General features: G+C 47.2%; 29 protein-coding genes, 1 pseudogene and 2 other annotated features. Of the genes and pseudogenes, 1 reads left to right on the forward strand and 29 read right to left on the reverse strand.

What is annotated here, in order from left to right; genetic code table 11:
- The 19 genes and pseudogenes from HP568_RS28760 to HP568_RS28845 form a co-directional block, all read right to left on the reverse strand.
- A pseudogene (locus HP568_RS28760) lies at window positions 1-456 on the reverse strand (DNA-directed RNA polymerase subunit beta); the annotation flags it as partial.
- 309 nt (window positions 457-765) lie between these two features.
- On the reverse strand, window positions 766-1,362 hold the full coding sequence (locus HP568_RS28765; RefSeq protein ID WP_048035650.1) for a class I SAM-dependent methyltransferase: 597 nt from the start codon (window positions 1,360-1,362) through the stop codon (window positions 766-768).
- A 102-nt stretch (window positions 1,363-1,464) separates the two neighbouring features.
- Window positions 1,465-1,827 carry a 50S ribosomal protein L7/L12 gene (gene rplL, locus HP568_RS28770; protein WP_047074728.1) on the reverse strand — a complete coding sequence of 121 codons (363 nt, stop codon included), beginning with the start codon at window positions 1,825-1,827 and terminating at the stop codon, window positions 1,465-1,467.
- 55 nt (window positions 1,828-1,882) lie between these two features.
- Entirely contained in the window at window positions 1,883-2,398 is a 516-nt protein-coding gene (gene rplJ / locus HP568_RS28775; RefSeq protein WP_016742852.1) for a 50S ribosomal protein L10, read from the reverse strand.
- Window positions 2,399-2,422: 24 nt separating this feature from the next.
- Window positions 2,423-2,586, reverse strand: a sequence feature (ribosomal protein L10 leader region).
- Window positions 2,587-2,628: 42 nt separating this feature from the next.
- A complete protein-coding gene (rplA, locus tag HP568_RS28780; protein WP_048035649.1) occupies window positions 2,629-3,312 on the reverse strand; it encodes a 50S ribosomal protein L1 in 684 nt (227 codons plus the stop codon).
- 89 nt (window positions 3,313-3,401) lie between these two features.
- On the reverse strand, window positions 3,402-3,827 hold the full coding sequence (rplK, locus tag HP568_RS28785) for a 50S ribosomal protein L11 (RefSeq protein WP_005828886.1): 426 nt from the start codon (window positions 3,825-3,827) through the stop codon (window positions 3,402-3,404).
- Window positions 3,828-4,013: 186 nt separating this feature from the next.
- On the reverse strand, window positions 4,014-4,550 hold the full coding sequence (nusG, locus tag HP568_RS28790) for a transcription termination/antitermination protein NusG (RefSeq protein ID WP_048035648.1): 537 nt from the start codon (window positions 4,548-4,550) through the stop codon (window positions 4,014-4,016).
- Between the two features lie 45 nt (window positions 4,551-4,595).
- A complete protein-coding gene (secE, locus tag HP568_RS28795) occupies window positions 4,596-4,844 on the reverse strand; it encodes a preprotein translocase subunit SecE (protein ID WP_012683970.1) in 249 nt (82 codons plus the stop codon).
- Window positions 4,844-4,993 (reverse strand): 50S ribosomal protein L33, encoded by a 150-nt coding sequence (rpmG, locus tag HP568_RS28800; protein ID WP_003392018.1) that lies wholly within the window; start codon window positions 4,991-4,993, stop codon window positions 4,844-4,846. Before rpmG ends, secE begins: the two co-directional genes overlap by 1 nt.
- Window positions 4,994-5,229: 236 nt before the next feature.
- Window positions 5,230-5,880 (reverse strand): RNA polymerase sporulation sigma factor SigH, encoded by a 651-nt coding sequence (sigH, locus tag HP568_RS28805; RefSeq protein WP_005828894.1) that lies wholly within the window; start codon window positions 5,878-5,880, stop codon window positions 5,230-5,232.
- Window positions 5,881-5,963: 83 nt separating this feature from the next.
- On the reverse strand, window positions 5,964-6,488 hold the full coding sequence (locus HP568_RS28810) for an NYN domain-containing protein (RefSeq protein ID WP_048035647.1): 525 nt from the start codon (window positions 6,486-6,488) through the stop codon (window positions 5,964-5,966).
- Window position 6,489: 1 nt separating this feature from the next.
- On the reverse strand, window positions 6,490-7,245 hold the full coding sequence (gene rlmB / locus HP568_RS28815; protein WP_056493505.1) for a 23S rRNA (guanosine(2251)-2'-O)-methyltransferase RlmB: 756 nt from the start codon (window positions 7,243-7,245) through the stop codon (window positions 6,490-6,492).
- A gap of 1 nt (window position 7,246) precedes the next feature.
- Window positions 7,247-7,651 (reverse strand): Mini-ribonuclease 3, encoded by a 405-nt coding sequence (locus tag HP568_RS28820; RefSeq protein WP_173630886.1) that lies wholly within the window; start codon window positions 7,649-7,651, stop codon window positions 7,247-7,249.
- Window positions 7,652-7,668: 17 nt separating this feature from the next.
- Window positions 7,669-9,075: a cysteine--tRNA ligase gene (cysS, locus tag HP568_RS28825; RefSeq protein WP_173630887.1), complete on the reverse strand. Its 1,407-nt coding sequence runs from the start codon at window positions 9,073-9,075 to the stop codon at window positions 7,669-7,671.
- Complete coding sequence (gene cysE, locus HP568_RS28830) at window positions 9,056-9,721, reverse strand: serine O-acetyltransferase (protein WP_048035644.1); 666 nt, start codon at window positions 9,719-9,721, stop codon at window positions 9,056-9,058. The genes cysS and cysE overlap by 20 nt, the downstream gene beginning before the upstream one ends.
- A gap of 89 nt (window positions 9,722-9,810) precedes the next feature.
- Window positions 9,811-10,070, reverse strand: a binding site (T-box leader).
- 27 nt (window positions 10,071-10,097) lie between these two features.
- Window positions 10,098-11,564: a glutamate--tRNA ligase gene (gene gltX / locus HP568_RS28835; protein ID WP_048035643.1), complete on the reverse strand. Its 1,467-nt coding sequence runs from the start codon at window positions 11,562-11,564 to the stop codon at window positions 10,098-10,100.
- Between the two features lie 87 nt (window positions 11,565-11,651).
- Window positions 11,652-12,125 carry a 2-C-methyl-D-erythritol 2,4-cyclodiphosphate synthase gene (gene ispF, locus HP568_RS29565; protein WP_048035642.1) on the reverse strand — a complete coding sequence of 158 codons (474 nt, stop codon included), beginning with the start codon at window positions 12,123-12,125 and terminating at the stop codon, window positions 11,652-11,654.
- A 3-nt stretch (window positions 12,126-12,128) separates the two neighbouring features.
- Entirely contained in the window at window positions 12,129-12,815 is a 687-nt protein-coding gene (ispD, locus tag HP568_RS29570; RefSeq protein ID WP_309142245.1) for a 2-C-methyl-D-erythritol 4-phosphate cytidylyltransferase, read from the reverse strand.
- Window positions 12,816-12,839: 24 nt separating this feature from the next.
- Entirely contained in the window at window positions 12,840-13,928 is a 1,089-nt protein-coding gene (locus tag HP568_RS28845; RefSeq protein ID WP_048035640.1) for a PIN/TRAM domain-containing protein, read from the reverse strand.
- A gap of 286 nt (window positions 13,929-14,214) precedes the next feature.
- Here HP568_RS28845 and HP568_RS28850 point away from each other — a divergent pair, with 286 nt between their 5' ends.
- Window positions 14,215-14,610 carry a nucleoside triphosphate pyrophosphohydrolase family protein gene (locus HP568_RS28850; protein WP_173630888.1) on the forward strand — a complete coding sequence of 132 codons (396 nt, stop codon included), beginning with the start codon at window positions 14,215-14,217 and terminating at the stop codon, window positions 14,608-14,610.
- A gap of 95 nt (window positions 14,611-14,705) precedes the next feature.
- On the opposite strand, the gene pssA is transcribed toward HP568_RS28850, so the two are convergent.
- The 10 genes from pssA to HP568_RS29575 all read right to left on the reverse strand — a co-directional run.
- Window positions 14,706-15,434, reverse strand: a complete 729-nt coding sequence (gene pssA, locus HP568_RS28855; RefSeq protein ID WP_017247027.1) for a CDP-diacylglycerol--serine O-phosphatidyltransferase — start codon at window positions 15,432-15,434, stop codon at window positions 14,706-14,708.
- A gap of 114 nt (window positions 15,435-15,548) precedes the next feature.
- Window positions 15,549-16,625, reverse strand: a complete 1,077-nt coding sequence (gene disA / locus HP568_RS28860) for a DNA integrity scanning diadenylate cyclase DisA (protein WP_173630889.1) — start codon at window positions 16,623-16,625, stop codon at window positions 15,549-15,551.
- A gap of 8 nt (window positions 16,626-16,633) precedes the next feature.
- A complete protein-coding gene (gene radA / locus HP568_RS28865) occupies window positions 16,634-18,001 on the reverse strand; it encodes a DNA repair protein RadA (RefSeq protein ID WP_048035639.1) in 1,368 nt (455 codons plus the stop codon).
- Between the two features lie 106 nt (window positions 18,002-18,107).
- Window positions 18,108-20,558: an ATP-dependent Clp protease ATP-binding subunit gene (locus HP568_RS28870; RefSeq protein WP_016742864.1), complete on the reverse strand. Its 2,451-nt coding sequence runs from the start codon at window positions 20,556-20,558 to the stop codon at window positions 18,108-18,110.
- A 66-nt stretch (window positions 20,559-20,624) separates the two neighbouring features.
- Complete coding sequence (gene mcsB / locus HP568_RS28875; protein ID WP_048035638.1) at window positions 20,625-21,698, reverse strand: protein-arginine kinase McsB; 1,074 nt, start codon at window positions 21,696-21,698, stop codon at window positions 20,625-20,627.
- A gap of 19 nt (window positions 21,699-21,717) precedes the next feature.
- Window positions 21,718-22,236, reverse strand: coding sequence for a protein-arginine kinase activator protein McsA (gene mcsA, locus HP568_RS28880; RefSeq protein ID WP_048035637.1), 519 nt, complete (start codon window positions 22,234-22,236; stop codon window positions 21,718-21,720).
- Window positions 22,237-22,252: 16 nt separating this feature from the next.
- The gene (locus tag HP568_RS28885) at window positions 22,253-22,717 is read right to left on the reverse strand and encodes a CtsR family transcriptional regulator (RefSeq protein WP_048035636.1); all 465 of its coding nucleotides are present in this window, start codon (window positions 22,715-22,717) and stop codon (window positions 22,253-22,255) included.
- Between the two features lie 188 nt (window positions 22,718-22,905).
- The gene (locus HP568_RS28890) at window positions 22,906-23,592 is read right to left on the reverse strand and encodes an HAD hydrolase-like protein (RefSeq protein WP_048035635.1); all 687 of its coding nucleotides are present in this window, start codon (window positions 23,590-23,592) and stop codon (window positions 22,906-22,908) included.
- Between the two features lie 29 nt (window positions 23,593-23,621).
- Entirely contained in the window at window positions 23,622-24,743 is a 1,122-nt protein-coding gene (locus tag HP568_RS28895; RefSeq protein WP_048035634.1) for a UDP-N-acetylglucosamine--LPS N-acetylglucosamine transferase, read from the reverse strand.
- Between the two features lie 54 nt (window positions 24,744-24,797).
- Window positions 24,798-25,011, reverse strand: a 214-nt coding sequence (locus HP568_RS29575) for a hypothetical protein (protein ID WP_217366834.1), incomplete at its 5' end; no start/stop codon positions are given.

A 25,011-nucleotide genomic window follows, 5' to 3' on the forward strand; every position in this document is an offset into this window, starting at 1 on the left:
TTTGTCCACTTTGGTGTTGTAATATACACTGGGGGAACGAACAAGCTGGCTGACAATAACGCGCTCAGCACCATTAATAATGAAGGTTCCCGTTTCGGTCATGAGCGGGAAATCCCCCATGAATACTTCTTGTTCCTTCACTTCTCCCGTCTCTTTGTTCAACAAACGTACCTTCACACGCAGAGGCGCCGCATAGGTGACGTCACGTTCTTTCGACTCGTCAACATCGTACTTCGGCTCTCCCAAGCTGTAGTCGATAAACTCCAGCACGAGATTACCTGTGAAGTCCTGGATTGGCGAAATGTCTTGGAACATCTCACGGAGCCCCTCATCAAGGAACCATTGGTAGGACTTTTGTTGAATCTCGATGAGATTTGGAAGGCCCAGCACTTCGTTAATACGTGAATACGTACGACGCTGGCGGTGTCGGCCACTTTGAATCACTTTACCTGCCAACTTATTCACCCCTCAGGTTGTGTTTTCACACATAGAAACTCGGCATTCGGCAACTTCTTTCAGTCGCATTCGAATGCCTAAAAATAAAAATGGGTTAAAGCAGTTTCAACCATTTTTAACCCAGAGAAACTCTATTTTAAAAGAATTCCCATGTTTTCACGCAAACATTCCTATCTCAGGAAAAAAGTAGAAACGCTTGACAGACAGGGAATTGCTGAAAAATAGACATTTATCCCATATTGACATTTTATAATGCTACCACATTCAATTATTCACGTCAAGAAAACTTTTCTAATGATTTCTTCTTGCTTATTTGATTGCCCTGAATATGTGATAGCCTTTTTCCCGATCTACCTCTATTACTTCGCGGTACGTTTCCTGCAACTTCTTCAATGCGGATGGGGCACCTTGCTTCTTCTGAATGACAACCCACATTTCTCCGCCTTCTACCAACAGGTCGTATCCTTCTACAAAAATGCGATGAACGATTTCCTTACCCGCACGAATCGGCGGATTGGTTAGAATGACATCAAACTGCTCACCTTGTACGCCGCTGTAGACATCGCTCACTCGAACCTCAACATTTTTTATTCCATTTGCTTCTGCATTACGACGAGCCAGGTTAACCGCACGCTCGTTCACGTCGATCATCGTCACCCGACCATGATCAGCAAGCTTGGCAGCCGTCAATCCCATCGGACCATACCCGCATCCCACATCGAGTACACGCGCATGACTGTCGATTTCCATGTTCTCGATGAGCAATACACTTCCAAAGTCAATCCGGTCTCGGGAAAAAACGCCAGCATCCGTTATGAAGCGAAATTCATTACCACGGAGCTTGAACGTAAATTGCTGTTCATCATGTGCAGCGCCCGGTTGATTGGTATAGTAATGGTCTGCCACGTGTGATTCACCCTTCCTCATCGTTTTAAAAAAACTCTATCATCAAAAGTTTATAGAAAATCCCCCTGCCGCAGGCAAGGGGATATCCTAAAGGAAGCTAACTTACTTTACTTCTACTTGAGCGCCAGCTTCTTCGAGTTTTGCTTTGAGGGATTCTGCTTCGTCTTTGGAAACGCCCTCTTTGAGTGTTTTTGGAGCGTTGTCTACCAGGTCTTTTGCTTCTTTCAGACCCAAGCCAGTCAGCTCGCGAACAACTTTGATTACGTTGATTTTGGAAGCGCCGCCGCTTACCAGGTTTACAGTGAATTCAGTTTGCTCAGCAGCAGCTTCTGCTCCGCCACCAGCAACTACAGCTACAGGAGCAGCAGCAGTTACGCCGAATTCTTCTTCGATTGCTTTAACCAGATCGTTCAGTTCGAGAACGGACATGCCTTTAATGGCTTCCAAGATTTGCTCTTTAGACATTTGTAAATCCTCCATTCAAGGAATAGTATTTGTAAAACATTAACCGATCAGACGATTACGCGCCTTGACCTTCTTTTTGTTCTGCCACTGCTTTGACTGCCAGTGCAACGTTGCGCATTGGAGCTTGCAGGACGGAAAGAAGCATGGACAAGAGACCTTCGCGGTTCGGCAGGGAAGCCAGAGCTTTAATTTGCTCAGCATCAACTACTTTACCCTCGATAACGCCACCCTTGATTTCCAGCTTGTCGTTTTTCTTAGCGAATTCAGCGATAACTTTCGCTGGAGCGATGATATCGTCTTTGGAGAACGCCAGAGCGTTTGGTCCAGTCAGATATTGATCCAGTTCAGTCAGGCTTTCCTTCTCAGTAGCCAAACGAGTCAGGGAGTTTTTCAACACCTGGAACTCAACACCAGCTTCACGCAATTGCTTACGGAGCTCAGTTACTTGTGCTACTGTCAGACCGCGGTAGTCAGCTACCACTGTAGTTTGGCTTTCGCGAAGCTTAGTTGCGATTTCGTTGATCGCTTGTACCTTTTCTTCACGAATAACGGTTGGACGAATTTCTGCCATTGATTACACCTCCCGTGCTCTAATCCTAGAAAATGAAGAATGCCCTCGCAGACTCACGAGGGCATAATGCTATATCGTCAAAGGAAAACAGCGTTTCCTCATTCGTACATTACACGCCTCGGAGGGGTATTAAGCGTTACTCTCACAAGCACCGCACCTTCTGTCTACGGCATATTCTTTTCATCAACAGGGACTATCTTAACAACTCCCGTAAAGGAAGTCAAGTGTCATTATTTTACAGCTACGCGTACACCAGGGCCCATAGTGGAGCTCAGGGTTACGTTTCTCATGTAAACACCTTTAGCAGCAGCTGGTTTCGCACGGTTCAGTGCTTCAGTCAGAGCAGCCAGGTTTTCTACCAGTTTGTCAGCATCGAAGGATGCTTTTCCGATAGGAGCGTGGATGTTACCCGCTTTGTCTACACGATACTCAATTTTACCAGCTTTGATTTCGTTAACCGCTTTAGTTACATCGAAAGTAACTGTACCGGTCTTAGGGTTTGGCATCAGGCCTTTTGGACCGAGTACACGACCCAATTTACCTACTTCACCCATCATATCAGGAGTAGCTACTACAACGTCAAAGTCGAACCAGCCACCTTGAATTTTTGCGATCATGTCTGCATCGCCTACGAAGTCTGCGCCAGCTGCTTCTGCATCTTTCGCTTTATCGCCTTTTGCGAATACGAGAACACGTTGTACTTTACCAGTACCATGTGGCAATACAACTGCGCCACGGATTTGTTGGTCAGCACGCTTAGGATCTACGCCCAAACGGAAAGCTGCTTCAACAGTTTCATCGAATTTAGCTGTAGCTGCTTTTTTAACCAGCTCAACGCCTTCAGCTACTTCGTATACTTTGTTTTTATCAACGAGCTTTACAGCCTCTTGATATTTCTTACCTTTTTTCGCCATGATTAAATCTCCCTTCAATGTGGTCGTAGCGGTTGATCCTCCCACAGACAGGGGGGCACAACCTCTGTGCCCCCTTGCACTCAAGACAATTAGTCTTCGATTACGATACCCATAGAACGAGCTGTACCTTCTACCATGCGCATAGCCGCTTCTACGGATGCAGCATTCAGGTCAGGACGCTTCAGTTCTGCGATTTCACGAACTTTATCACGCTTCAGCGTAGCAACCTTTGTTTTGTTTGGTACGCCAGAACCGGACTCGATACCAGCAGCTTTCTTCAACAGAACTGCAGCTGGAGGAGTTTTTGTGATAAAAGTGAAAGAACGGTCTTCAAACACGGTGATTTCCACCGGAATGATCATACCTACTTCGCTTTCAGTGCGAGCATTGAATTCTTTACAGAATCCCATGATGTTTACACCAGCTTGACCGAGAGCCGGACCTACTGGAGGTGCAGGATTCGCTTTACCTGCTGGGATTTGTAATTTAATTACGCGGATAACCTTCTTAGCCACGTAACACACCTCCTTACTTCACATGTGGTTATTACGGGGGAATGCCCCCTCCCACCGTTTTTTGAAAGTCTCTATGTAAAAGACTTTCGATCTATAGTGAGAGTGCAAGAAACCCCAATTAATGTTGTGGGATTGTTAAAACAAAATGAAATGTACCACATAGCGCGATACTTTTCAAGTTGAATCCTAATCCAATTTTTGAACTTGTGTAAAGTCTAGCTCTACCGGTGTTTCGCGACCGAAGATGTCCACCAACACGCGAACCTTCTGCCTGTCCGGGTAAATCTCGATAATCTCCCCGGTGCGATTGGAAAACGGACCATCTGTGACGCGCACCATATCGCGGAGAGCAAAATCGACTCTGATCTTGGGAATTTCGATTCCCATTTGCTTGAGAATCGTATCGGCCTCTTCAGGACGCAGCGCTGTCGGTTTAGAGCCAGCACCCGTGGATCCGACAAAGCCGGTAACCCCAGGGGTGTTGCGCACGACATACCAAGAGTCGTCCGTCATCACCATTTCAACAAGGACGTATCCAGGAAACACTTTTTTCGTGACGGTGCGCTTCTTACCATCCTTGGTTTCCACCTCTTCTTCAGTGGGAACAAGAACGCGAAAGATCTTGTCTTCCATGCCCATCGACTCGAGTCGCTTCTCCAGATTGGTTTTCACCTTGTTTTCGTAACCTGAGTACGTATGAAGTACATACCATGCTTTTTCCATATCCAACAGGACGTTAACCGTCCGTCCCTCCTAAGACTTGCATAATTACGTTCCTAGAATCAAATCGATCAAGCGCGAGATACCCAAATCAACGACGAAGAAGAATATTGCCAGGAGCACAACCGTAACAAGAACAACGAGCGTATAGGTCGTCAATTCTTTACGGTTGGGCCAACGGACTTTCTTTAGCTCGGACATTACGTCACTAAAAAAACCACCGGTACGGCGAAAACTGGCTCCGATTCGTGATAAAAAACCCACTTTGCCACCCCCTGACTTCGTCGCATCAACCATTACTTCGTCTCGCGATGAAGGGTTTGCTTCTTGTCACGGGAGCAATACTTTTTCAGTTCAACACGTTCAGTAGTGGTGCGCTTGTTCTTCGTGGAGATATAGTTACGCTCGCCACACTCGGTGCACGCCAACGTGATGTTTACTCGCATTTATTGCCACCTCCATCTCATTTCAAACCTGCTATTAGTTAAAAGTACCCCGATGATAAATAGTACGGGAAAACCGCTACTTTTTCCAGACCATTTCATTCACCTAAGTAACCATAGAACAGAGAGATAAGAGTCTATGGCTACTAAATAAATTTATCATACCGAAATTCCCATGTCAAACAAAATGACTTGACAAGAGGTAGTCCTTTTGCTTCCAAAATAAAAAGAGAGATTCTCTACAGATGAATCTCTCTTCCTTCCAAATAGCGCTCTAGCTTGCGCTTTACTCGCTGCAATGCATTATCAATAGACTTGACATGACGCTTCAATTCAACAGCAATCTGCTGATAGGATCGTCCGTCCAAGTAAAGCATGAGAACCTGGCGTTCCAAGTCACTCAAGATTTCGCTCATCTTGCCCTCAATGTCATCGAATTCTTCCCGATTGATAAACAATTCCTCCGGATCGGTCACCTTGGTTCCCGAGATCACATCGAGTAGTGTGCGGTCAGAATCTTCATCGTATATAGGCTTGTCCAATGAGACGTAAGAATTGAGCGGGATGTGCTTTTGGCGTGTCGCTGTCTTGATCGCGGTAATGATCTGACGGGTAATACACAGCTCGGCAAATGCCTTGAACGACGTGAGCTTGTCTCCTCGGAAGTCGCGAATAGACTTGTACAGTCCGATCATCCCTTCCTGCACGATGTCTTCGCGGTCAGCCCCAATAAGAAAATAGGATCTCGCTTTGGCACGAACGAAGTTCTTGTATTTGTTGATCAAATACTCCAAAGCTTCGGCGTCATTATCGCGAACCAGGTCGACTACTTCTTCGTCGGTCATTAGTTCATATTGGGCATGTTTTAACTCCTTGAGGTCAACACTCACAAATGATCCCTCCGCCAACCGGTTTCTCCAATAGATAGCGCTATTATACATGATGCCGTAAAAAAGCGTCAACCGAATCCAAGTTATTCCCTTCTCCATTTTTCGAATATTTTCGCTATTTCATCATTCAGCGTAATCCGCGTGGAGAAACGGTCTTCTTGCGTTTTTTCGACTTGTTTCTTGATTTCCTTGCCCGCATTTTCCATATCGAGCAACAACTCCCGCGCTGATTTGCGCAAAGCTCCCTGCCCAAATATGACACGTTGAGAGGTATAGTCAGAAGTTGCCACATAAATTTGTCGATTTTTATTGTGAAATTGGGAGACTAGCTGCTCAATTTTCTCGTCTGCTGTCTCCTTCTTCTTCGTGAAATAAACGTCGACCTGGAAGTCCTCCATTTGACGGCCAATGCCAGGAACGTTGTACGCATCAAAGACAATGATGACCTTCACACCAGTGTAGCTCTGGTATTCTGCCATTTTTGCGATTAATTGATCACGCGCCTCGTCCATCCGCTCTTGATCCTTCAGCAGGCGCAGATCGGGCCAGGCGCCGATGATATTGTATCCATCAACGATCAACAGCTGCTTGGCTTTTCGTTTCGCCATGTCATTTCACCCGCGTCGGAATTGGACTCCTGGAGCGATATACTTCATACATCAACAAGGCAGCTGCTACAGAAGCGTTGAGTGAGGTAACATTGCCCGCCATCGGAAGGCTATACAGAAAATCACAGTTTTCCCGCACGAGGCGACTCATGCCTTTTCCTTCGCTGCCAATGACAATTGCGAGCGGCATCGTATAATCACCCTGGCGGAAATCTTGCTTGGCACTCGCATCTGTTCCTGCGATCCAAACACCGCGTTCTTTGAGCTCTTCCATGGTACGAACCAAATTCGTCACTCGCGCTACTGGCACGTAGTTGATCGCCCCTGCCGAAGCTTTTGCCACTGTTGCCGTAAGACTGACAGAACGTCGTTTTGGAATGATGACACCATGAGCACCGACTGCATCGGCTGTCCGCATGATGGAACCGAGATTATGCGGATCTTCCAGCTCGTCCAACAGCAAAATGAACGGCGCCTCGTTTTTTTCCTCTGCCCGCTTCAAAATATCGTCTACTTCTACGTAATCGTAAGCAGCGACAGAAGCCACAACACCCTGATGGTTGTCCGACGACACGAGCTGATCCAGCTTTTTGCGGTTGGCTGTCGTGACAATGACACCCTGTTCTTTCGCCAAGGCAAAGACAGGTCCCATCAGATTTTTATTCGTTCCCTCTGCAATCCAAATCTTATTGATCGTACGGCCTGATCGCAAAGCCTCGATGACGGGGTTTTTCCCCAGAATCCACTCTTCACTCATTTCATGATTCTCCTTCCACTATGGCAAAAGCCTGCTGCACAATTTCAGCGATCCGCTCTTCATTTCCACTCAAATACAAGTACCCGATCAATGCTTCAAAAGCCGTTGCATGACGGTAGTCGATAATATCGGCGTTTTTGGCACTGGAGCCGGATTTGGCATTCCGCCCCCGCTTCACTACATTCAATTCTTCCTCCGGCAATGTGGGCATTAACGTTAACAACACATTGGCCTGTGCTTTCGCTGAAACATAGCGGTTGGCCGCCTTGTGGAGCTGGTTTGGTTTAACCAGCCCCTTGGCGATCAAATGATACCTCACACAATGCGAATAGGTAGCATCTCCGAGGAAGGCAAGCACGAGTGGATTTGTCAGATTAGGATCTCGGGTTAGTTCTTCTTTTTGCATCTATTTTCTTCGGCCCCTTATTTTCGACGCCAGCGAACACCTTGTGGCGTGTCCTCAAGCACGATTCCTTTTGCTGCGAGCAGATCGCGGATTTCGTCAGAACGGGCAAAGTTTCTTGCTTTGCGAGCTTCTGTGCGCTCTTCGATCAACGCATCAATCTCACTATCCAACAGCTCCTGCTCTTCAGCAATTTCAAGACCAAGAACCTCCGTCAACTCCACCAACAAATCCATGTATGCACGAACTTCGGCTTCGCCTACATTTTGATGACGCAAGTACAGGTTGGCTTCCTTCACGACGTCAAAAATAACGGTTATGGCATTCGCTGTATTGATATCATCATCCATCTCAGCAACGAAACGCTCGCGAAGCTCCCCAATGATTCGTGCCTGCTCCTGTGCCTGATCATTCGGCTCTTCTGCGCGCACGGTATCCAGACGATGGGACAGATTCGTATACGCAGTCTTGATTCTATCCAAACCATTGGCCGCCTGTTCGATCAACTCTTCGCTAAAATTGATCGGGTTGCGATAGTGCCCCTGAAGCATAAAGAAGCGAATTAATTGACCGCCGAATTTCTCCGAAAGATCGCGTGCAAGCAAGAAGTTCCCAAGGGATTTGGACATTTTTTCGTTATCGATATTGAGCATGCCGTTGTGTAGCCAATAACGAGCAAAAACTTTACCCGTAAAGCACTCCGATTGGGCAATTTCGTTCTCGTGGTGCGGGAACACAAGGTCGGTTCCGCCCGCATGGATATCGATTTCCTCACCCAAAAACTTCAGGGCCATTGCCGAGCACTCAATATGCCATCCCGGTCTTCCTTCACCCCACGGACTGTCCCAGGTAACTTCTCCGGTCTTTGCCGCTTTCCAAAGTACGAAGTCCAGGGGATGTTCCTTTTTCTCGTTGATTTCTACACGAGCACCTGCCTGCAAATCATCCAACGGCTGATGCGATAGCTTTCCGTATTCCTGAAAACGTCCTGTGCGGAAATAGACGTCACCTTCACTCTCGTAGGCAAAGCCTTTTTCAATCAGCCCTTGCACGAATTCAATGATTTCCGGAATTGTTTGCATCACGCGTGGTTGAATATCAGGTGGAGATACGTTCAGTGATTTCAGATCAGCATTGTACGCATCTGTGTATCGATCCGCCACTTCTTTGACAGTGACCCCTTCCTGATTCGCTACACGAATCAGTTTGTCATCTACATCCGTAATATTTTGCACGAATGTCACTTCGTAGCCACGATATTTCAAGTAACGGCGCAGTGTATCAAATACAATGGCAGGGCGCGCATTTCCAATGTGGATGTAGTTGTACACGGTCGGGCCGCACACGTACATTTTTACCTTTCCTGGCTCCAATGTGTGAAACGGTTCCTTTCGCCGCGTCATCGTGTTAGTCAGCTGAATGCCCATCGTTCTGTTTATCCTCCCTCAAAAGCTCCAATTCTTTGCGTAATTGATCAATTTCCTTTTGCATCAAACGAATCGTATCCGCTACCGGGTCTGGCATATTTACATGGTCCAGATCATTTTTGACCCGTTTGCCATCCTGGATGACGATGCGTCCCTTGATTCCTACTACGGTCGAGTTAGGCGGTACCTCCTGCAAGACAACGGCACCAGCCCCTATCTTTGAATTATCGCCAATTTTGAAGGAGCCCAACACCTTTGCTCCCGTGGCAATAATGACATCATTGCCGATCGTAGGGTGTCGCTTTCCTTTTTCTTTCCCCGTTCCCCCAAGTGTAACCCCTTGATAAATCGTTACATTGTCTCCGATTTCGCACGTCTCTCCGATCACAACACCCATGCCATGGTCAATGAACAGGCCGCGGCCAATTGTTGCGCCCGGGTGAATCTCAATTCCCGTGAAAAAACGGGACAGTTGAGAGACAATTCGGGCGAGTGTACACAGCTCAGCCTTCCAGAGCCTGTGGGCAATCCGGTGCCCCCATATCGCGTGCAAACCGGAATAGGTCATAACGACTTCCAGCGTACTTCGCGCAGCCGGGTCTCGTTCAAAAACAGCATGAATGTCATCTCTCATCTGTGCTAACATTTTGGGGTGGCACCTCCTGCCTGATTTACCTGCCGAGTGTTCAACTTCCTCTAAAATAAAAAACGTCCCTATCCCCTCCATTACGAAGGGACAGAGACGGGTTTACCGTGGTTCCACTCTGCTTAGATCGTCTTGGCTGCAAAGACTTAACAAACAACCTTGAACGATCTCGCTCATATCCCGATAACGGCGGGAAGCCGATGGCGCCTACTGATATCTTTTCAAAAAGATAGGTTCAGCTCATTGCTCACAGGGGCATTTCCATACAGGGCACACCAGATGGCTCTCACCTATCCATCCTCTCTGTAGATGTGCAGACTGTTGTACTTCTCCTGATCGTCGCATTCATGATTTATAAAAGAAAGCCAGCCAATACTTACTGACCGTTTGCAATTACTTGCTGTGCACGTGCAATCACCTTGTCACGTCCAAGCAGATACAACGTCTCTGCCAGATCACGACCATGCGCCTGACCAGTTGCTCCTACGCGGACCGGCATGAACAATGCCTTGCCTTTGTGACCCGTTTCCTTTTGCACGTCTTTGAGTACCGCTTTAATAACATCCACATTATATGCATCCTGGGCAGAAAGGTGTTTCACAAAGGAAGCCAGTACTTCCGGCAATTGCGGTTCTTTCAGCACCAGAGTTGCTTCTTCATCGTACACCACTTCGTCGAGGAAGAAAAGAGCTGCCAACGGAACGATTTGCGCACAGTAGGACATTTGCTCTTGATACAGGCCTACGATACTGCGAACCCATTCGCGCTTCTCAGCAGACAAACTCTCTTCGATGAAGCCAGCTTTTTGCAGATGCGGGATACACATGTCTGTAATCATATCCAGCGGTTGACGCTTCAAATAGAAGTTGTTCATCCAGTTCATCTTCGTTGCATCAAACACAGCTGGCGATTTGTTCACGCGGTCCATTGAGAACAGCTTGATCAGATCCTCCATCAAGAAAATCTCTTCTTCGCCACCCGGAGACCATCCCAAAAGAACAAGGAAGTTCACGATTGCTTCTGGCAAGAAGCCGAGATCACGGTACTGCTCAATGAACTGAAGAATGCTCTCGTCACGCTTGGACATCTTTTTGCCATCTTGGTTGAGGATCAGTGCCAAGTGAGCAAAGTCAGGCGCTTCCCAGCCAAACGCTTCATAAATCATCAATTGACGAGGCGTGTTGGACAGATGCTCTTCTCCACGAATGACGTGGCTAATTTTCATCAAATAGTCGTCCACTACAACGGCGAAGTTGTATGTAGGAATGCCATCCGGACGGCAAATAACGAAATCGCCCATCTCGTTGGAGTTAAATGTTACCTGGCCACGAATCAGGTCGTTCACGACATACTCGCGATCATCCTGAACGAGAAAGTGAATGGATGGCACTCGACCTTCTGCTTCGTACTGAGCACGTTGCTCGTCCGTTACATGGCGGTGCTTTTCCAAAATACGTGGTGTTTCTCCACGAGCGAGCTGTTCTTCACGCTCTGCATCCAGCTCTTCTTTTGTCGCGTAGCAGTAGTACGCTTTGCCTTCTGCCAGCAGTTGATCGATATATTTCCGATAAATGTCCAAGCGTTCTGTTTGACGGTACGGTCCATATGGTCCACCAACGTCTGTACCTTCTTCCCATGTTACGCCGAGCCATTTCAGGTTTTTCATTTGCTCTTCGTCCGCATTTTCCTTATTGCGGGTTTGGTCCGTATCTTCAATCCGAACGATGAACGAACCACCGTGATGTTTCGCAAAAAGATAATTGAAGAGCGCTGTTCGCGCACCGCCGATGTGTAAATGCCCCGTAGGACTCGGCGCATAACGAGTGCGAATTTCTTTCGCCATTGGTAGCACCATCCTTATGAATGTAAAAGGCTATAGCCTTGACCTAAGTAAAAACGTATCTAAGGCTTTATGTTACACCTTGCCCCTCTACTTGACAAGCAAGCATACTGCCTGTGCAGCGATTCCTTCCCCTCTGCCTGTAAAACCAAGTTTCTCGGATGTCGTCGCCTTCACATTCACTTGCGAGAGATCGTCTGCCTCCAGCACGCGTGCAATGACTTCACACATTTGCGGGATGTACGGCGCCATCTTCGGCGCTTGGGCAATGATCGTTGCATCCACGTTTCCTAAACGGTAGCCGCGCTCCCGAACCAACTTCCAAACATGCTCCAGCAGCTTTACGCTATCCGCATCCTTAAAAGCCGGGTCTGTATCTGGGAAATGACGGCCAATATCCCCTTCACCAATCGCTCCAAGAATCGCGTCACTAATCGCATGAAGGAGAACATCTGCGTCAGAATGTCCTAGCAAGCCTTTTTCATACGGGATGGTGACGCCTCCGATAATGCATGGACGCCCCTCTACTAATTGATGCACGTCAAAACCTTGTCCAATACGCATGAGCTACTCTCCCTTTCGTTTCCGCAATATCTCTTCACCAAACCACAGATCGTCTGGCGTCGTAATCTTAATGTTCTCATAGCTTCCGTGCATAATCGATACCGGATGACCCAGCCACTCAACCAGCATTGCATCATCCGTACCCAGCTTCCCCGCTGCCTCTGCTGCCTGATGTGCCTCTCGCAATAAAGACATACGAAAAGCTTGTGGGGTTTGAACCGCCCACAAGCTTTCCCGTGCCGGGGTTGACTCTACAAGTCCATTTGCCCCCACCACTTTAATCGTATCTTTGACAGGTACTGCCATGATCGTTGCCTGATCTTGTTGCACCTGTTTGATCATGTCACTGATCTGTTTGCGAGTGACGAAAGGACGAGCAGCATCGTGAACCAGCACGTAATCGCAATTTGCGGATAGTGAAGCCAAGCCATTTCTCACACTGTCTTGTCGCTCTGCTCCACCCAGTGTAACCACAACCGCCAGCTTTTCAGCCGAGAGCCAGGTCATTACTTCTGCGTGGTCTGCTTCACTCACCACTAGCACAACTTCATCAATGTCGGGATGAGTAGCAAAAAGACGTACCGTATGAGCCAAGATCGGCTCGCCCGCAAGCGGTAACCACAACTTGTTTCGTTGTCCACCCATTCGTTTACCCGAACCGGCTGCAACGATCACGACACCCGTACTCACTGATTCATCCCTCTCCTGTCTTTTTTATAACGCTCGTTCCAGCAACTTTGGTTTGGCGAAGATCATACGTCCTGCGGATGTTTGCAGCACACTTGTTACGAGAACATCGACGTCGTTTCCAATGTATTCTCGTCCGCCCTCTACAACAATCATCGTGCCATCGTCCAGATAAGCGACACCCTGACCGTGCTCTTTCCCATCCTTGATGACTTGAACGTTCATCTCTTCTCCAGGTAAAACTACAGGTTTGACTGCATTCGCCAAATCATTGATGTTCAAAACCGCAACACCTTGCAGCTCACATACCTTGTTCAGGTTGAAGTCGTTTGTTACGACCTTTCCGTTAATGAGCTTAGCGAGCTTGATCAGCTTGCTGTCCACCTCGGATACTTCTTCAAAATCGCCTTCCCAGATCTGAACCTTTACCTTCATTTCTTTTTGAATCTTGTTCAAGATATCCAGACCACGACGACCGCGGTTTCTCTTCAGTACATCGGAGGAATCTGCGATATGCTGTAGCTCCTCTAACACAAATCCCGGAATGACCAGTACCCCTTCCAGAAAGCCGGTACGGCAAATATCTGCGATGCGTCCGTCAATGATGACACTGGTATCGAGGATTTTATTTTCCAAGTTAACGGTAGTTGTTGCGCTATCCTTTTTCCTATCCTTACGTCCAATCGAAAATACCGACATAATCTCGTCCCGCTTGCGAAATCCTACCTGGAAGCCCAAATAACCGAGCAACCCGGAAACAATTAACGGCAAAAGATCTCCTACAAATGGAATCGGAATTTTACTGATGGGCAGGAATAATAAGAATGCAACAATAAGACCACTAATCAATCCCATCGCTCCGAACATCACATCGACAACCGGCATTTTGACGAGTGTCTCTTCACCCCATCGAACGATGCGCAGAACATAATCCACAACCCAATTCGCTAAAAAGAAAAACAAGATGGCACCTAGTACAGCCCCAATATATTGCGATCCGGCTACTACACCAAAGTTTAACAGTGGGTCGAGCAACGAGAACAATTCGTCACCAAATCGATACCCCAATCCGCCACCTATCAAAACAAAAATGAATTTTCCTACTCGGCGTAACATGCCTTCACCTCCTTTTACTAATATAGACAGAAGCCTAAGAGTAAAACCCTATTTTTTTCCAAATGATTATAATGCTTCATTTTACTTTCCCTCACTATAGCAAAAAAGATTTTGCCATGTCAAATAGCCAAAAATTTTAACATAGTTGTCATTTTCTCGTCAACCCGGGAACACTCGTTTCCTTCGATGATAAATTGACAGAAAGCTGACTCCCTTCTTATAATGTCAGTATCGTAATGAGAGAAAATTATGACGATACCAACAGCCTAAAGCAGAGGTGAACCAGATGGACAATCGAAACATAGACGACTTTCAAACGCAAGTATCCGAGCTTTTGATCAGACATCGTAGCGTACTGGACGTCATGTCCAAAGTTCAGGAAACGGCATCCCGCATTAACCGTTCACTGACAAAAGCCATCACCGAATGCGGCTGTGTCGAAGTGGTTGCCAAAAAACAGACGTACGATTCGAACATGAATCTGGAGGACAACAAGTCCCATTTGGACACTCACTTTAACGGACCGCTGTGCGAGCATTGTCGCGATGTAGTTACTGCTGAGCTTGGCAAAAACCTCTTTTACCTCACTGCCTTGTGCAATATTACTGACATTAAGCTAGAAGACGTGCTTCAGAAAGAATCCAACCGATTGAATACTTTGGGTGTCTTCAATCTGTCTTAAAAGTCCGTTACTCGTATTACGAATGAACCCTAAAAAAAGTTGCATACAAAAAAGAAAAACCCGCACATTGAAGTGTGGGTTTTTTTATGCCGTAACTATTCAAACGGTACAGATTCTTCCTCTTTGTTTTTACGCTTGCGTAATTTTTTGACGAGAAAGTCAACGTTTTTTTTTATTCCGTACAATGCATAAAAAGCAAGTGGCAGGAAGACGATTTTTGGAAATTGCTGCGGATACTTAATCGCTACAACAACCACGATCGCGATGATAATGGGTGTGATCCAGTAAGCAGACTTTGGAATCCCCACTTTTTTAAAGTTAGGATACTTGACCTTTGATACCATCAAAAAGGCAAGGAGCAACATACTTACGGCAAGCAATACCGGAGTGAATACTTGGTGATAAAGTGCGAGCGTAGCCAGTACGCCTCCCGCTGCCGTAATCGGCAAACCGATGAAATACCCCGGAACCCCGGCCTGTACGTTAAAACGCGCCAAACGCAGCGCACCACAGATCGGAAAAATGGCTGTAATGAGAATCCCAAGCAAATCAAAGTGTTGCAAGACGACAACATACATGATGAACGCTGGCGCAATCCCAAATGTAATGACGTCAGAAAGTGAATCCAATTCCTTTCCGAACTCGCTTTGGGCATTCAGCATACGAGCTACACGTCCATCCAGCCCGTCTGCCAGCATACCAATGATCACTGTAATCGCTGCATATTCGACGTATTGATCGCCTCGAAACGCAAGAATAATTGCTAAAACTCCCAGAAACAAATTGCTTACGGTTAGTATGTTCGGTAACGATTTCACGAACATAGACTACCTCCTGATTTCTTTTGCGTAAGGAGCAGGTTATCCTGTTGACCTTGTTTTTATCCAAGTCCCTTAGGCAAATGCTGAATACAAATAATGCCTTTATCCTATTCTACTTTAAATGTGTCTGTCAATGAACACTTGTTCTTGAATCCGTTTCAGTCCCTCTTTAATCGCTCTTGCTCGAACCTCGCCAATGCCTTCCACTTCGTCTAATTCCTGAATCGTTGCCATCATGATTCGCGGCAGATGATGAAAATGTTCTACCAGATTCGAGATGATCGTAACGGGCAAACGCCGGATCTTGTAAAGGATCCGATAACCTCTAGGGGAAACGGATTCATCCAGCATACTGGCATTGGAGGAATACCCCAGCGTTCGCAAAAAAGAGGTGAGCTCCAGCATTTCCTCCGAGTTCAATTTTTTCATGTCCCGAAGCACAAGATCAGGTGAATAGGATGGATCTCGAGAATAATCCCGAATAAGCATATGGGCCTCTTCCTCAATGTTTGAAACCAGTTCCTCCAACTGCATACTGACGAGCCTTCCTTCTACCCCTAGCTCACATATGTATTTGGAGACCTCTGTCTTAATACGTAATACCATCTCAATCCGTTGCAAAACCGAAGCAACTTCATGTAACGTAACGAGCTCCTCGAATTCTAACGCACCGAGATTCGTCAGCGTTTGATCAAGCACAGCCTTGTATTTCTCAAGGGTAGATACAGCTTGGTTCGCCTTGGCCAAAATGACGCTGATTTCGCTTAAGACATACCGGAAATTTCCCTGGTACAGCGTGATCACATTGCGCCGTTGAGAGATAGCAATGACCAGATGGTTCGTTTGAATGGCTGTCCGTTGCGCTGTACGATGACGTGTCCCCGTCTCGCTCGTAGGGATTGAAGAAGGTGGGATGATTTGCGTATTCGCGTACAGAATGCGTTTTGCGTCTTCACTTACTATAATCGCCCCATCCATCTTCGCTAATTCATATAAATGGGCAGGAGAAAAATCACAATTGATGGAAAAACCGCCATCGACAATTGACTTCATCTCCGGACCGCACCCAATGACGATCAAGCCCCCGGTTTTGGCCCGTAAAACATTTTCCAACCCTTCACGAAGCTGTGTGCCGGGTGCCACGAGACGAAGCACATCACCGAATTGCGGAGCTCTTTTGATGTTCCCCTGCATGCCCACTCCTACCTCCTTATCACCTCGTTCAACGCATCGGCAATATTGCTCACACCAATCACTTGAATATCTGCTGGCGCATCCAGACCGCGGATGTTTTTCTCAGGGATGATGACACGCTTAAAGCCTAATTTATGTGCTTCTCGTACTCGCTGCTCAATTCGGGAGACACCGCGCACCTCACCAGTCAGGCCAATTTCGCCGATAACGACATCATGCGGATTGGTAGCGTGGTCACGGAAACTGCTTGCAATGCTTACGGCAATCGCCAAATCAACGGCTGGCTCATCCAATCTGACCCCGCCTGCTACGTTTACATAAGCATCCTGATTTTGCAGCATCATGCCCATGCGCTTTTCCAACACTGCCATGATCATCGCCACACGCTGATGATCGACCCCTGTTGCCGTTCTCCGTGGCGTTACAAAGCTGGTCGGGGCAACGAGAGCTTGCAGCTCAACCAAAACGGGACGCGTGCCCTCCATACTGGCTACGACCGTGGAGCCCGCAACACCAAATGGACGCTCTGCCAAAAATATCTCAGATGGATTCGCCACTTCCTCCAAACCGCGATCCTTCATCTCGAAAATCCCGATTTCGTTTGTCGAACCAAAGCGGTTTTTGACGGCGCGCAAAATTCGAAATGTATTGTGGCGCTCTCCTTCAAAATAAAGAACAGCATCCACCATATGCTCAAGCATACGCGGACCAGCGATGGAGCCTTCCTTGGTAACGTGACCGACGATGAAGGTACCAATTCCTTTCCCTTTTGCAATCCGCATCAATTGGGCAGTAGCCTCCCGCACTTGTGCGACACTCCCCGCAGCCGATTGGATGGTCGGGTGAAACACGGTCTGGATCGAGTCAATAATCAGCACATCCGGGTCTACTTGATTAATATGCTGTTCGATCAAATCCAAATCATTTTCTGCCAATACAAACATCGGCGGCGTTTGCAAATGGAGTCGATCTGCGCGAATTTTAATTTGCTTTGCCGACTCCTCTCCAGATACATAGAGAACCTTCGCCCCTTGATGAGCCAAGGCAAATGATGTCTGCAAAAGCAATGTCGATTTCCCGATTCCCGGATCTCCCCCCACCAAAATGAGTGAACCCGGAACAAGTCCTCCACCAAGAACACGATTCAATTCTCCGATCGTCGTATCCATGCGTGGCTCTTCTTCACTGGCTACCTGGGTCAATGGAATCGCAGATTGGCGCTGGCCGCCGCTGAGCCCTTCGTGGCGATGTGCCGTTTTAACCGTCACTTCCTCCACCAAAGTGTTCCAACTGCTACATCCCGGGCATTTTCCCATCCATTTTGGCGATTCATAGCCACATTCTTGACACGCGTATTTCGTTTTATACTTTGACATAATCGCACCCTCACTTGGATTTCTTTCTCTACTTTTATCATAATTACGCACCCAAAAAAAGAATACCTCCCGAATCAGGAGGCATTCTATTACGTTTCAACCCAGCTTACGATTTCGTTTTTTCAAGGCGCTTGACTACCAGCTTGCCTTCTTCAGCTTCGATATTGACGGTATCACCTTTACTGATCGTACCCTTGAGCAGTTCCTCGGACAAATTATCCTCGATGTGACGCTGGATAGCTCGACGCAGAGGACGCGCACCATAGGCCGGATCAAAGCCTTCTTTTGCCAATACTTTCTTGGCTTCTTCGGTCAGTTGGAAATCAATGTCTTGCTCTTTCAAACGTTTACGCAGCTCTTCTGTCATGAGAGATACGATTTGCTCGATGTGCTCTTGCTCCAAGGAGTGGAACACGATGACTTCGTCGATACGGTTCAAGAACTCAGGACGGAAGCTCTTCTTCAGCTCATCCATGACTTTGTCCTTCATATCCTGGTACTTTCTTTCCGAATCGTTGGTCGTGAAGCCGAGCGTCGTATTTTTCTTGATCATGCTGGCTCCGACGTTGGAAGTCATAATGACAACCGTATTGCGGAAATCGACGGTACGTCCCTTCGAGTCTGTCAGACGACCATCATCCAAAACTTGCAAGAGGATGTTGAATACGTCTGGGTGAGCCTTCTCGATTTCGTCCAGCAAAATAACGGAATACGGCTTGCGACGCACTTTTTCGGTCAGTTGACCGCCTTCGTCAAAGCCTACGTAGCCAGGAGGGGCACCTACCAGCCGAGCGGTGGAATGCTTCTCCATGTACTCGGACATATCTACACGAATCATGGCATCCTCGTCACCGAAAAGCGTCTCTGCCACGGCACGAGCCAATTCGGTTTTACCCACACCGGTTGGTCCAAGGAAGATAAACGAGCCGATCGGGCGTTTTGGGTCTTTCAGACCAGCACGGGCACGGCGGATCGCACGCGAGATGGATTTGACTGCTTCATCTTGGCCAATGACGCGATCGTGCAAAATCTCTTCCATCTTCAGCAAGCGCTCTGTTTCTTCTTCCTTCAGCTTCAACACAGGAATACCCGTCCAGCTCGCCACTACTTGTGCGATGTCTTCTGGCGTAACCTCCATGTTTAGCTGACCTTGGCGCTCTTTCCAGTCTTTTTTCGTTTTATCCAGTTCTTCACGCAGTTTTTGCTCCTGATCGCGAAGAGCTGCTGCTTCCTCGAACTCTTGTGATTGTACGGCAGCGTCTTTTTCCTTGCGTACCTCTTCCAGACGTCCCTCCAGCTCTTTGAGGTTTGGTGGAACCGTAAAGGATTGCAAGCGAACCTTGGATGCCGCCTCGTCGACCAAGTCGATGGCCTTGTCAGGCAGGAAGCGTTCCGTAATATAGCGGTCAGACAGTTTTACTGCCTGCTCGATTGCTTCATCGGTAATTTTGACACGATGGTGGGCTTCGTAACGATCACGAAGGCCATGCAGGATACGAATAGCATCCTCCGCTGTCGGTTCATCAACCTGAATCGGTTGGAAACGACGCTCCAGTGCCGCGTCTTTTTCGATGTACTTGCGATATTCATCCAGCGTAGTAGCACCTACGCACTGTAGCTCGCCACGTGCCAGAGCAGGCTTCAAAATGTTGGAGGCATCAATAGCGCCTTCTGCTCCACCTGCACCAATCAGGGTGTGTAGCTCATCAATAAACAGGATGATGTTTCCTGCTTGGCGAATTTCGTCCATGATTTTTTTCAGACGATCTTCGAATTCACCGCGATATTTGGTTCCCGCAACAACGGTTCCCATATCGAGGGTCATGACGCGCTTATCACGGAGGGTCTCCGGAATTTCGTTGTTCACGATTTTTTGGGCAAGACCTTCTGCAATCGCTGTTTTCCCGACGCCAGGCTCCCCAATCAAAACAGGGTTGTTTTTGGTGCGTCTGCTAAGTACTTGGATCACACGCTCGATTTCTTTTTGGCGACCGATGACAGGGTCCAGCCCGCCATCACGAGCGATTGCAGTCAGATCCCTTGCCAAGCCGTCCAGTGTCGGCGTATTTGCCGCTGGGTTCCCTCCAGACGGTTGATGAGATGCCATCATTTCCGAGCTGCCAAGAAGCTGGAGCACCTGTTGACGTGCCTTGTTCAGGCTAACGCCCAAATTGTTCATGATTCTCGCAGCAATGCCTTCTCCTTCACGGATCAAGCCAAGCAGAATATGTTCAGTCCCCACATAGGTATGACCCAGCTTGCGGGCTTCGTCCATCGACAGTTCAATAACCTTTTTGGCGCGAGGTGTATAGTTTGGTGTGTAATTACTACCGGACTGCTCGGTTCCTCGCCCGATTAACGACTCCACTTCGCTCTGGATTTTATCGAGGCCAAGCCCAAGTGATTGCAATGCCTTCGCCGCAATCCCTTCGCCTTCTCGAATGAGTCCCAGCAGCACATGCTCTGTCCCAATATCTTTGTGTCCGAGACGAACCGCCTCTTCCAGGGCAAGCGCCAGTACTTTTTGTGCTCGTTCTGTAAAACGTCCAAACATCATATCGTACACCTCCGTATAACCGTGTTTTTTCTCTATATGGTTAACAATTGCTTGATACCATTACGATTACTCTTGTGATTCTACTACGCGCAGACGTTCGCGGATCAGCCTTGCCCTTCTTTCATCGCGTTGGTCCGGAGTGAGCTTTTGTCCAGCGTGGTGTTGTAAAAACCCTGGCTGTGTCGTGACTAACAGTTCGTTTAGAACCAGCGGAGATACATCCGGAATGATGCCTAGATCAATCCCCAGACGTACATCGGACAGACGCTGAGCCGCCTCCTTGGACTCTACTGTGCGGGCGTACATCAGGATACCATACGATCGAAAAATCCGATCCTCCAGCGAAACCCGAGTATGCTCCAGCAAATAAGTACGTGCCACACGCTCTTGCTCAATAATCTGTCTAGCTACACCGTAGAGATTGGAAAGGATATCCGACTCAGACATCCCCAGTGTGACCTGATTGGATAACTGAAAAAGATTCCCTAGAGCTTCGCTGCCCTCTCCGTAAATTCCTCTAACGACTAGACCAACTTGATTAATTGCCTGTAAAATTCTACTGATCTGCTGCGTCATCACCAGCGCCGGCAAGTGCAGCATCACAGATGCACGAATTCCCGTACCCACATTGGTTGGGCAGCTTGTAAGATATCCTCGTGTTTCGTCGAAAGCGTAGTTCAAGTTTTTCTCAAAAATGTCGTCTATTTTCGTACCTATTTCCCATGCCTCGTTCAAACGAAACCCGGGTAATAGTACCTGTATTCGAATGTGGTCTTCTTCATTAACCATAATGCTGACAGACTCATCTTCACGAAGTAATACGGCACCTTTGCGAGATTCCTCTGCCAGGTGAGGGCTAATCAGATGCTTTTCTACAAGCACCCTTTTTTCTAACGGATTAATTTGGTCCATGTGGATGACCTGAAGCTGATGCCTTTTGCGCATTGCCTCCGAATCGCTTACTTCCGTTACCTTTCTGACGACTTCCTCGCCCTGTGAGTCCGTTGCCAATAACGGAAAGGGGTGCTGGCGCAGGTTACGGGCGATACGCAGCCGTGTACTAATGACAATGTCGGAATCAGGACCTTCTCCTTTCATCCAATTGCTCCACGGGTTTTGCATAAACTGCTTTTGGGACATAACCAGCTAACCTCCCTTGCTACGATTGGGCCATTTTTTGTTCCAATGCTCGAATTCGATCGCGCATTTCTGCTGCCTTCTCGAACTCTTCACTGGCGACATGACTTTGCAGCGCTTGCTTTAGTTGCTCCAGCTCTTTACGGATCTTCAGTTTGCCACCCATCCGCTCTGGTACTTTTCCACTATGCTGTGTGTTTCCATGAATCCGGCGGAAAAGGGGGTCCAGTCGATCACCCAAAAAAGTGTAGCAATCACTACAGCCAAATCGGCCACTTTTACTAAATTGAGAATATGTGAGTCCACATGTTTCGCATTGAAGCGGCTTATTCGTTGCCGTTTCGCGTCCATTCTTTTGCATGGGATCAAATTTTAAAAGTCCTGACAGGAGATTGTTGATGCTGAAGTTGTGAAAGCCGGTAAAGACGTCCCCTTTTTCATGAGCACACTGCTCGCAAATATGGTATTCGGTTTTTTCGCCATTGACGATTTTCGTCAAATGAAGTGTCGCCGGTCGTTTTCCGCATTCCTCACAGTTCATAACATCATACCTCCTTTTACTTCAACAAGATTGCTGCGATCATCTGCTTTAAAATATTTGCCCGCAAACGATCCCGCAATTCAGCTTCTAGCGTTAATACGTTTCGTGAGGTAGCGATTTTCATCAAGGTTGCTTCTCTGATGTTGACTAATCCTTCCTCAAATAGTCTTTCTACGATCGCATTTCCCACGCTCTGACTGATGCTCTCACCAATCAGTTCCTCTGTTAGCAATTCCTGCAAGCGTGCTTTGCTGACAATCTGCACCTTGCGTATGCGAATATACCCGCCGCCCCCGCGCTTACTCTCTACAATGTACCCTTTTTGAACGGTAAAGCGCGTATTGATGACGTAATTGATCTGAGACGGCACACATTGAAAATGGTCGGCAAGCTCACTACGCTGAATCTCGATCGATCCATTGGGACTGTTTGTAATGATGCTTTTCAAGTGATGTTCAATGATGTCCGAGATGTTACGCAAGTCATCGCCTCCTATTCCTCTGTGTATGTTCTTCTGAGGTTACCTATTGACTTTGACTATCTTTGACGTTAATTATAATGGGTTTAGTGCGTGCCCGCAAGTGTCCCTTACACATTCTAGTGTGGGCAAAAGAGGGTCGCTTGAAACTTGGACATGATCAACAAAAAAACCACTCCCTGAGGAATGGTTTATGTTTGTTCTTGTGTATTGGTGTCGATTGCTGGCAAATGATTCAGTAGCTGTGTGAAGCTGGTGATGATGACATCTGCCCCGTCAAGCTCACCTGGTTTGGCAAAACCAAAGTCACATCCAATGGTAAATAAACCGTTTGTCTTGCCTGCTTCCACGTCGGAGTGACGATCCCCTACCATGATGGCCTGCCCGATTTTGTAATCAGACAACAATTTGGCAACCAGATCATTTTTGGAATGTGTGCGGAAACGGCCAGCTGAGTACAGATCGGTCATTAGCGGCTTTAATTCGTATTCCTGGCAAATGGCATCGATGTACTCTTCCTGCCCATTGCTTGCTATAAACAAAGCAAATCCTTTTTCTCGCAGCGTTTCCAAGGTTGATTTTACATTCGGATATAGCTCGGTCACTCTTTCTTTGAGTAACTGGATTTCATTGTCTAGCAAGAAGGCGTCGGCTGAGCGAATAGCTTCCTCACTCGCACCCGGCAGTAATTTGTCCCAGATCTGCTCGATCGTCATTCCCAGTACATTGATCAATTCACGTTCGTCTGGGGTTTCCCCTTGCCATAGCCCTTTTTGACGAAGCTGGTCAAACGTTCGAATAAATGCTGGAGTGGACAGCTTTTCTGTTTGAAGTAACGTGCCATCCATATCAAATAATATGGCGAATGGTACAGTCATGGGTTCCTCCATTTTGTCTGGCTAGGCCGCTATTCTACTTTCCCTGGCAACATATTCATATCATCCATGATGAACTCGGTAATTCTTTGTGCAGCATCTGGCTTCGAGATTTTCTGTCCCATTCTCCGCATATAATCCACCTTGGACGGGCTATGCAATAGTTCATCAATAAAATAAATCAATTGCTCTGACAGATTCGCGTGTACCGCACATCCATTATTGAGCAAAAAGTGGCTGTTCCTCTCTTCCTGTCCAGGCAGAGGGTTGTAAACAATCATGGGTACCCGTTTACTCATTACTTCAGCTGATGTAAGTCCGCCTGATTTGGTGACAATTAAATCAGCCGTTTCCAAGTATTCGTGGAAGTTATTGATGAATTTTAGTGGAACGACTTCATGGCGATACGTACGATTTATCACTTTATTGTACAGCTTATCGTTTGTCCCTGTTAATACAAAGGTTTTCAGCGGAATGTTAATCTCTTCTAGCCCATCTAATACCTTTTCCATCGAGCCGAGACCCAATCCGCCCCCTGACAGAATGATGCTTTTTTGTCCAGGAGCGAGGCCAAGCTTTTGCCGAATCAAATCGGAGTCCAATGGCAAGCTGAATTTTTTCATGATAGGAATGCCCATCGGAATGAATTTTTGATGGTCCTGTCGATAAACGTCTAACAGGTAATACAGTTGTTCATGGCCGATGAAGTAATAATTGATATGGTGATTAATCCATGAAGGATGGATGGTATAGTCAGTAATGATCGTATAGATTGGTTCCTTCCAATCATTTCTCCCTTTCAGTACGGAAAGCATACAGCTTGCAAACGGATGCGTAGCAATAAAGGCATCAGGCTGTACACTGTTGATCAGCTTTTTCAGTTTGTTTGCCAATAACTTATTCATCAGCACATTCATATCGAAGAAACGGGTTTTTTCTGTATTATGGTAAATTCTGCCCCACATCTTGGGTGACAGCCTTAGCAGATTCATATAGCTTTCCAGCAAAATCTTGTGAAAGGTGGGGCTAATATATTCCAACGTATCGATGATCATTGATGTGCAACCACTCTCAGCCAAGCTTTCTTGCATGGCCCGCGCTGCCTGGTTGTGTCCGTTACCGATGGAAGCGGAAAAGATTAGAATTTTTTTCATGAACGATTCTCCTTCATAACCTCGCCTACTCCAACGCCTGGATCAGGTACCTTCTCATGTTAGTCTACCCCAAGACCCGTCTGCAAGAGGGAACTTGTCGGTCATTCGGCCTAACTTATCGACAAAATAATCGCGAGTTTGACTTTTTACTGTAAAAACGAAAAACCTCCTTACCCATTCTGGGGTAAAGAGGTTGGTTTCATTCCCTGAAAACTGAATACGCATGATTGCTAAGAGTGTGTGGATAAGTCCTCGACCGATTAGTATT

The organism is Brevibacillus sp. MS2.2 (genome assembly GCF_013284345.1).
Lineage (GTDB): Bacteria > Bacillota > Bacilli > Brevibacillales > Brevibacillaceae > Brevibacillus > Brevibacillus brevis_C.

What these genes read in the sequence shown, in the direction of transcription:
- rplL (WP_047074728.1), bottom strand. Translation starts at nt 1,827, where the DNA reads ATGTCTAAAGAGCAAATCTTGGAAGCCATTAAAGGCATGTCCGTTCTC.
- rplJ (WP_016742852.1), bottom strand. Translation starts at nt 2,398, where the DNA reads ATGGCAGAAATTCGTCCAACCGTTATTCGTGAAGAAAAGGTACAAGCG.
- rplA (WP_048035649.1), bottom strand. Translation starts at nt 3,312, where the DNA reads ATGGCGAAAAAAGGTAAGAAATATCAAGAGGCTGTAAAGCTCGTTGAT.
- nusG (WP_048035648.1), bottom strand. Translation starts at nt 4,550, where the DNA reads ATGGAAAAAGCATGGTATGTACTTCATACGTACTCAGGTTACGAAAAC.
- secE (WP_012683970.1), bottom strand. Translation starts at nt 4,844, where the DNA reads ATGGTTGATGCGACGAAGTCAGGGGGTGGCAAAGTGGGTTTTTTATCA.
- rpmG (WP_003392018.1), bottom strand. Translation starts at nt 4,993, where the DNA reads ATGCGAGTAAACATCACGTTGGCGTGCACCGAGTGTGGCGAGCGTAAC.
- HP568_RS28810 (WP_048035647.1), bottom strand. Translation starts at nt 6,488, where the DNA reads ATGGCGAAACGAAAAGCCAAGCAGCTGTTGATCGTTGATGGATACAAT.
- rlmB (WP_056493505.1), bottom strand. Translation starts at nt 7,245, where the DNA reads ATGAGTGAAGAGTGGATTCTGGGGAAAAACCCCGTCATCGAGGCTTTG.
- HP568_RS28820 (WP_173630886.1), bottom strand. Translation starts at nt 7,651, where the DNA reads ATGCAAAAAGAAGAACTAACCCGAGATCCTAATCTGACAAATCCACTC.
- cysS (WP_173630887.1), bottom strand. Translation starts at nt 9,075, where the DNA reads ATGGGCATTCAGCTGACTAACACGATGACGCGGCGAAAGGAACCGTTT.
- cysE (WP_048035644.1), bottom strand. Translation starts at nt 9,721, where the DNA reads ATGTTAGCACAGATGAGAGATGACATTCATGCTGTTTTTGAACGAGAC.
- gltX (WP_048035643.1), bottom strand. Translation starts at nt 11,564, where the DNA reads ATGGCGAAAGAAATTCGCACTCGTTATGCGCCGAGTCCTACGGGGCAT.
- ispF (WP_048035642.1), bottom strand. Translation starts at nt 12,125, where the DNA reads ATGCGTATTGGACAAGGTTTTGACGTGCATCAATTAGTAGAGGGGCGT.
- HP568_RS28845 (WP_048035640.1), bottom strand. Translation starts at nt 13,928, where the DNA reads ATGTTACGCCGAGTAGGAAAATTCATTTTTGTTTTGATAGGTGGCGGA.
- HP568_RS28850 (WP_173630888.1), top strand. Translation starts at nt 14,215, where the DNA reads ATGGACAATCGAAACATAGACGACTTTCAAACGCAAGTATCCGAGCTT.
- pssA (WP_017247027.1), bottom strand. Translation starts at nt 15,434, where the DNA reads ATGTTCGTGAAATCGTTACCGAACATACTAACCGTAAGCAATTTGTTT.
- disA (WP_173630889.1), bottom strand. Translation starts at nt 16,625, where the DNA reads ATGCAGGGGAACATCAAAAGAGCTCCGCAATTCGGTGATGTGCTTCGT.
- radA (WP_048035639.1), bottom strand. Translation starts at nt 18,001, where the DNA reads ATGTCAAAGTATAAAACGAAATACGCGTGTCAAGAATGTGGCTATGAA.
- HP568_RS28870 (WP_016742864.1), bottom strand. Translation starts at nt 20,558, where the DNA reads ATGATGTTTGGACGTTTTACAGAACGAGCACAAAAAGTACTGGCGCTT.
- mcsB (WP_048035638.1), bottom strand. Translation starts at nt 21,698, where the DNA reads ATGTCCCAAAAGCAGTTTATGCAAAACCCGTGGAGCAATTGGATGAAA.
- mcsA (WP_048035637.1), bottom strand. Translation starts at nt 22,236, where the DNA reads ATGAACTGTGAGGAATGCGGAAAACGACCGGCGACACTTCATTTGACG.
- HP568_RS28890 (WP_048035635.1), bottom strand. Translation starts at nt 23,592, where the DNA reads ATGACTGTACCATTCGCCATATTATTTGATATGGATGGCACGTTACTT.
- HP568_RS28895 (WP_048035634.1), bottom strand. Translation starts at nt 24,743, where the DNA reads ATGAAAAAAATTCTAATCTTTTCCGCTTCCATCGGTAACGGACACAAC.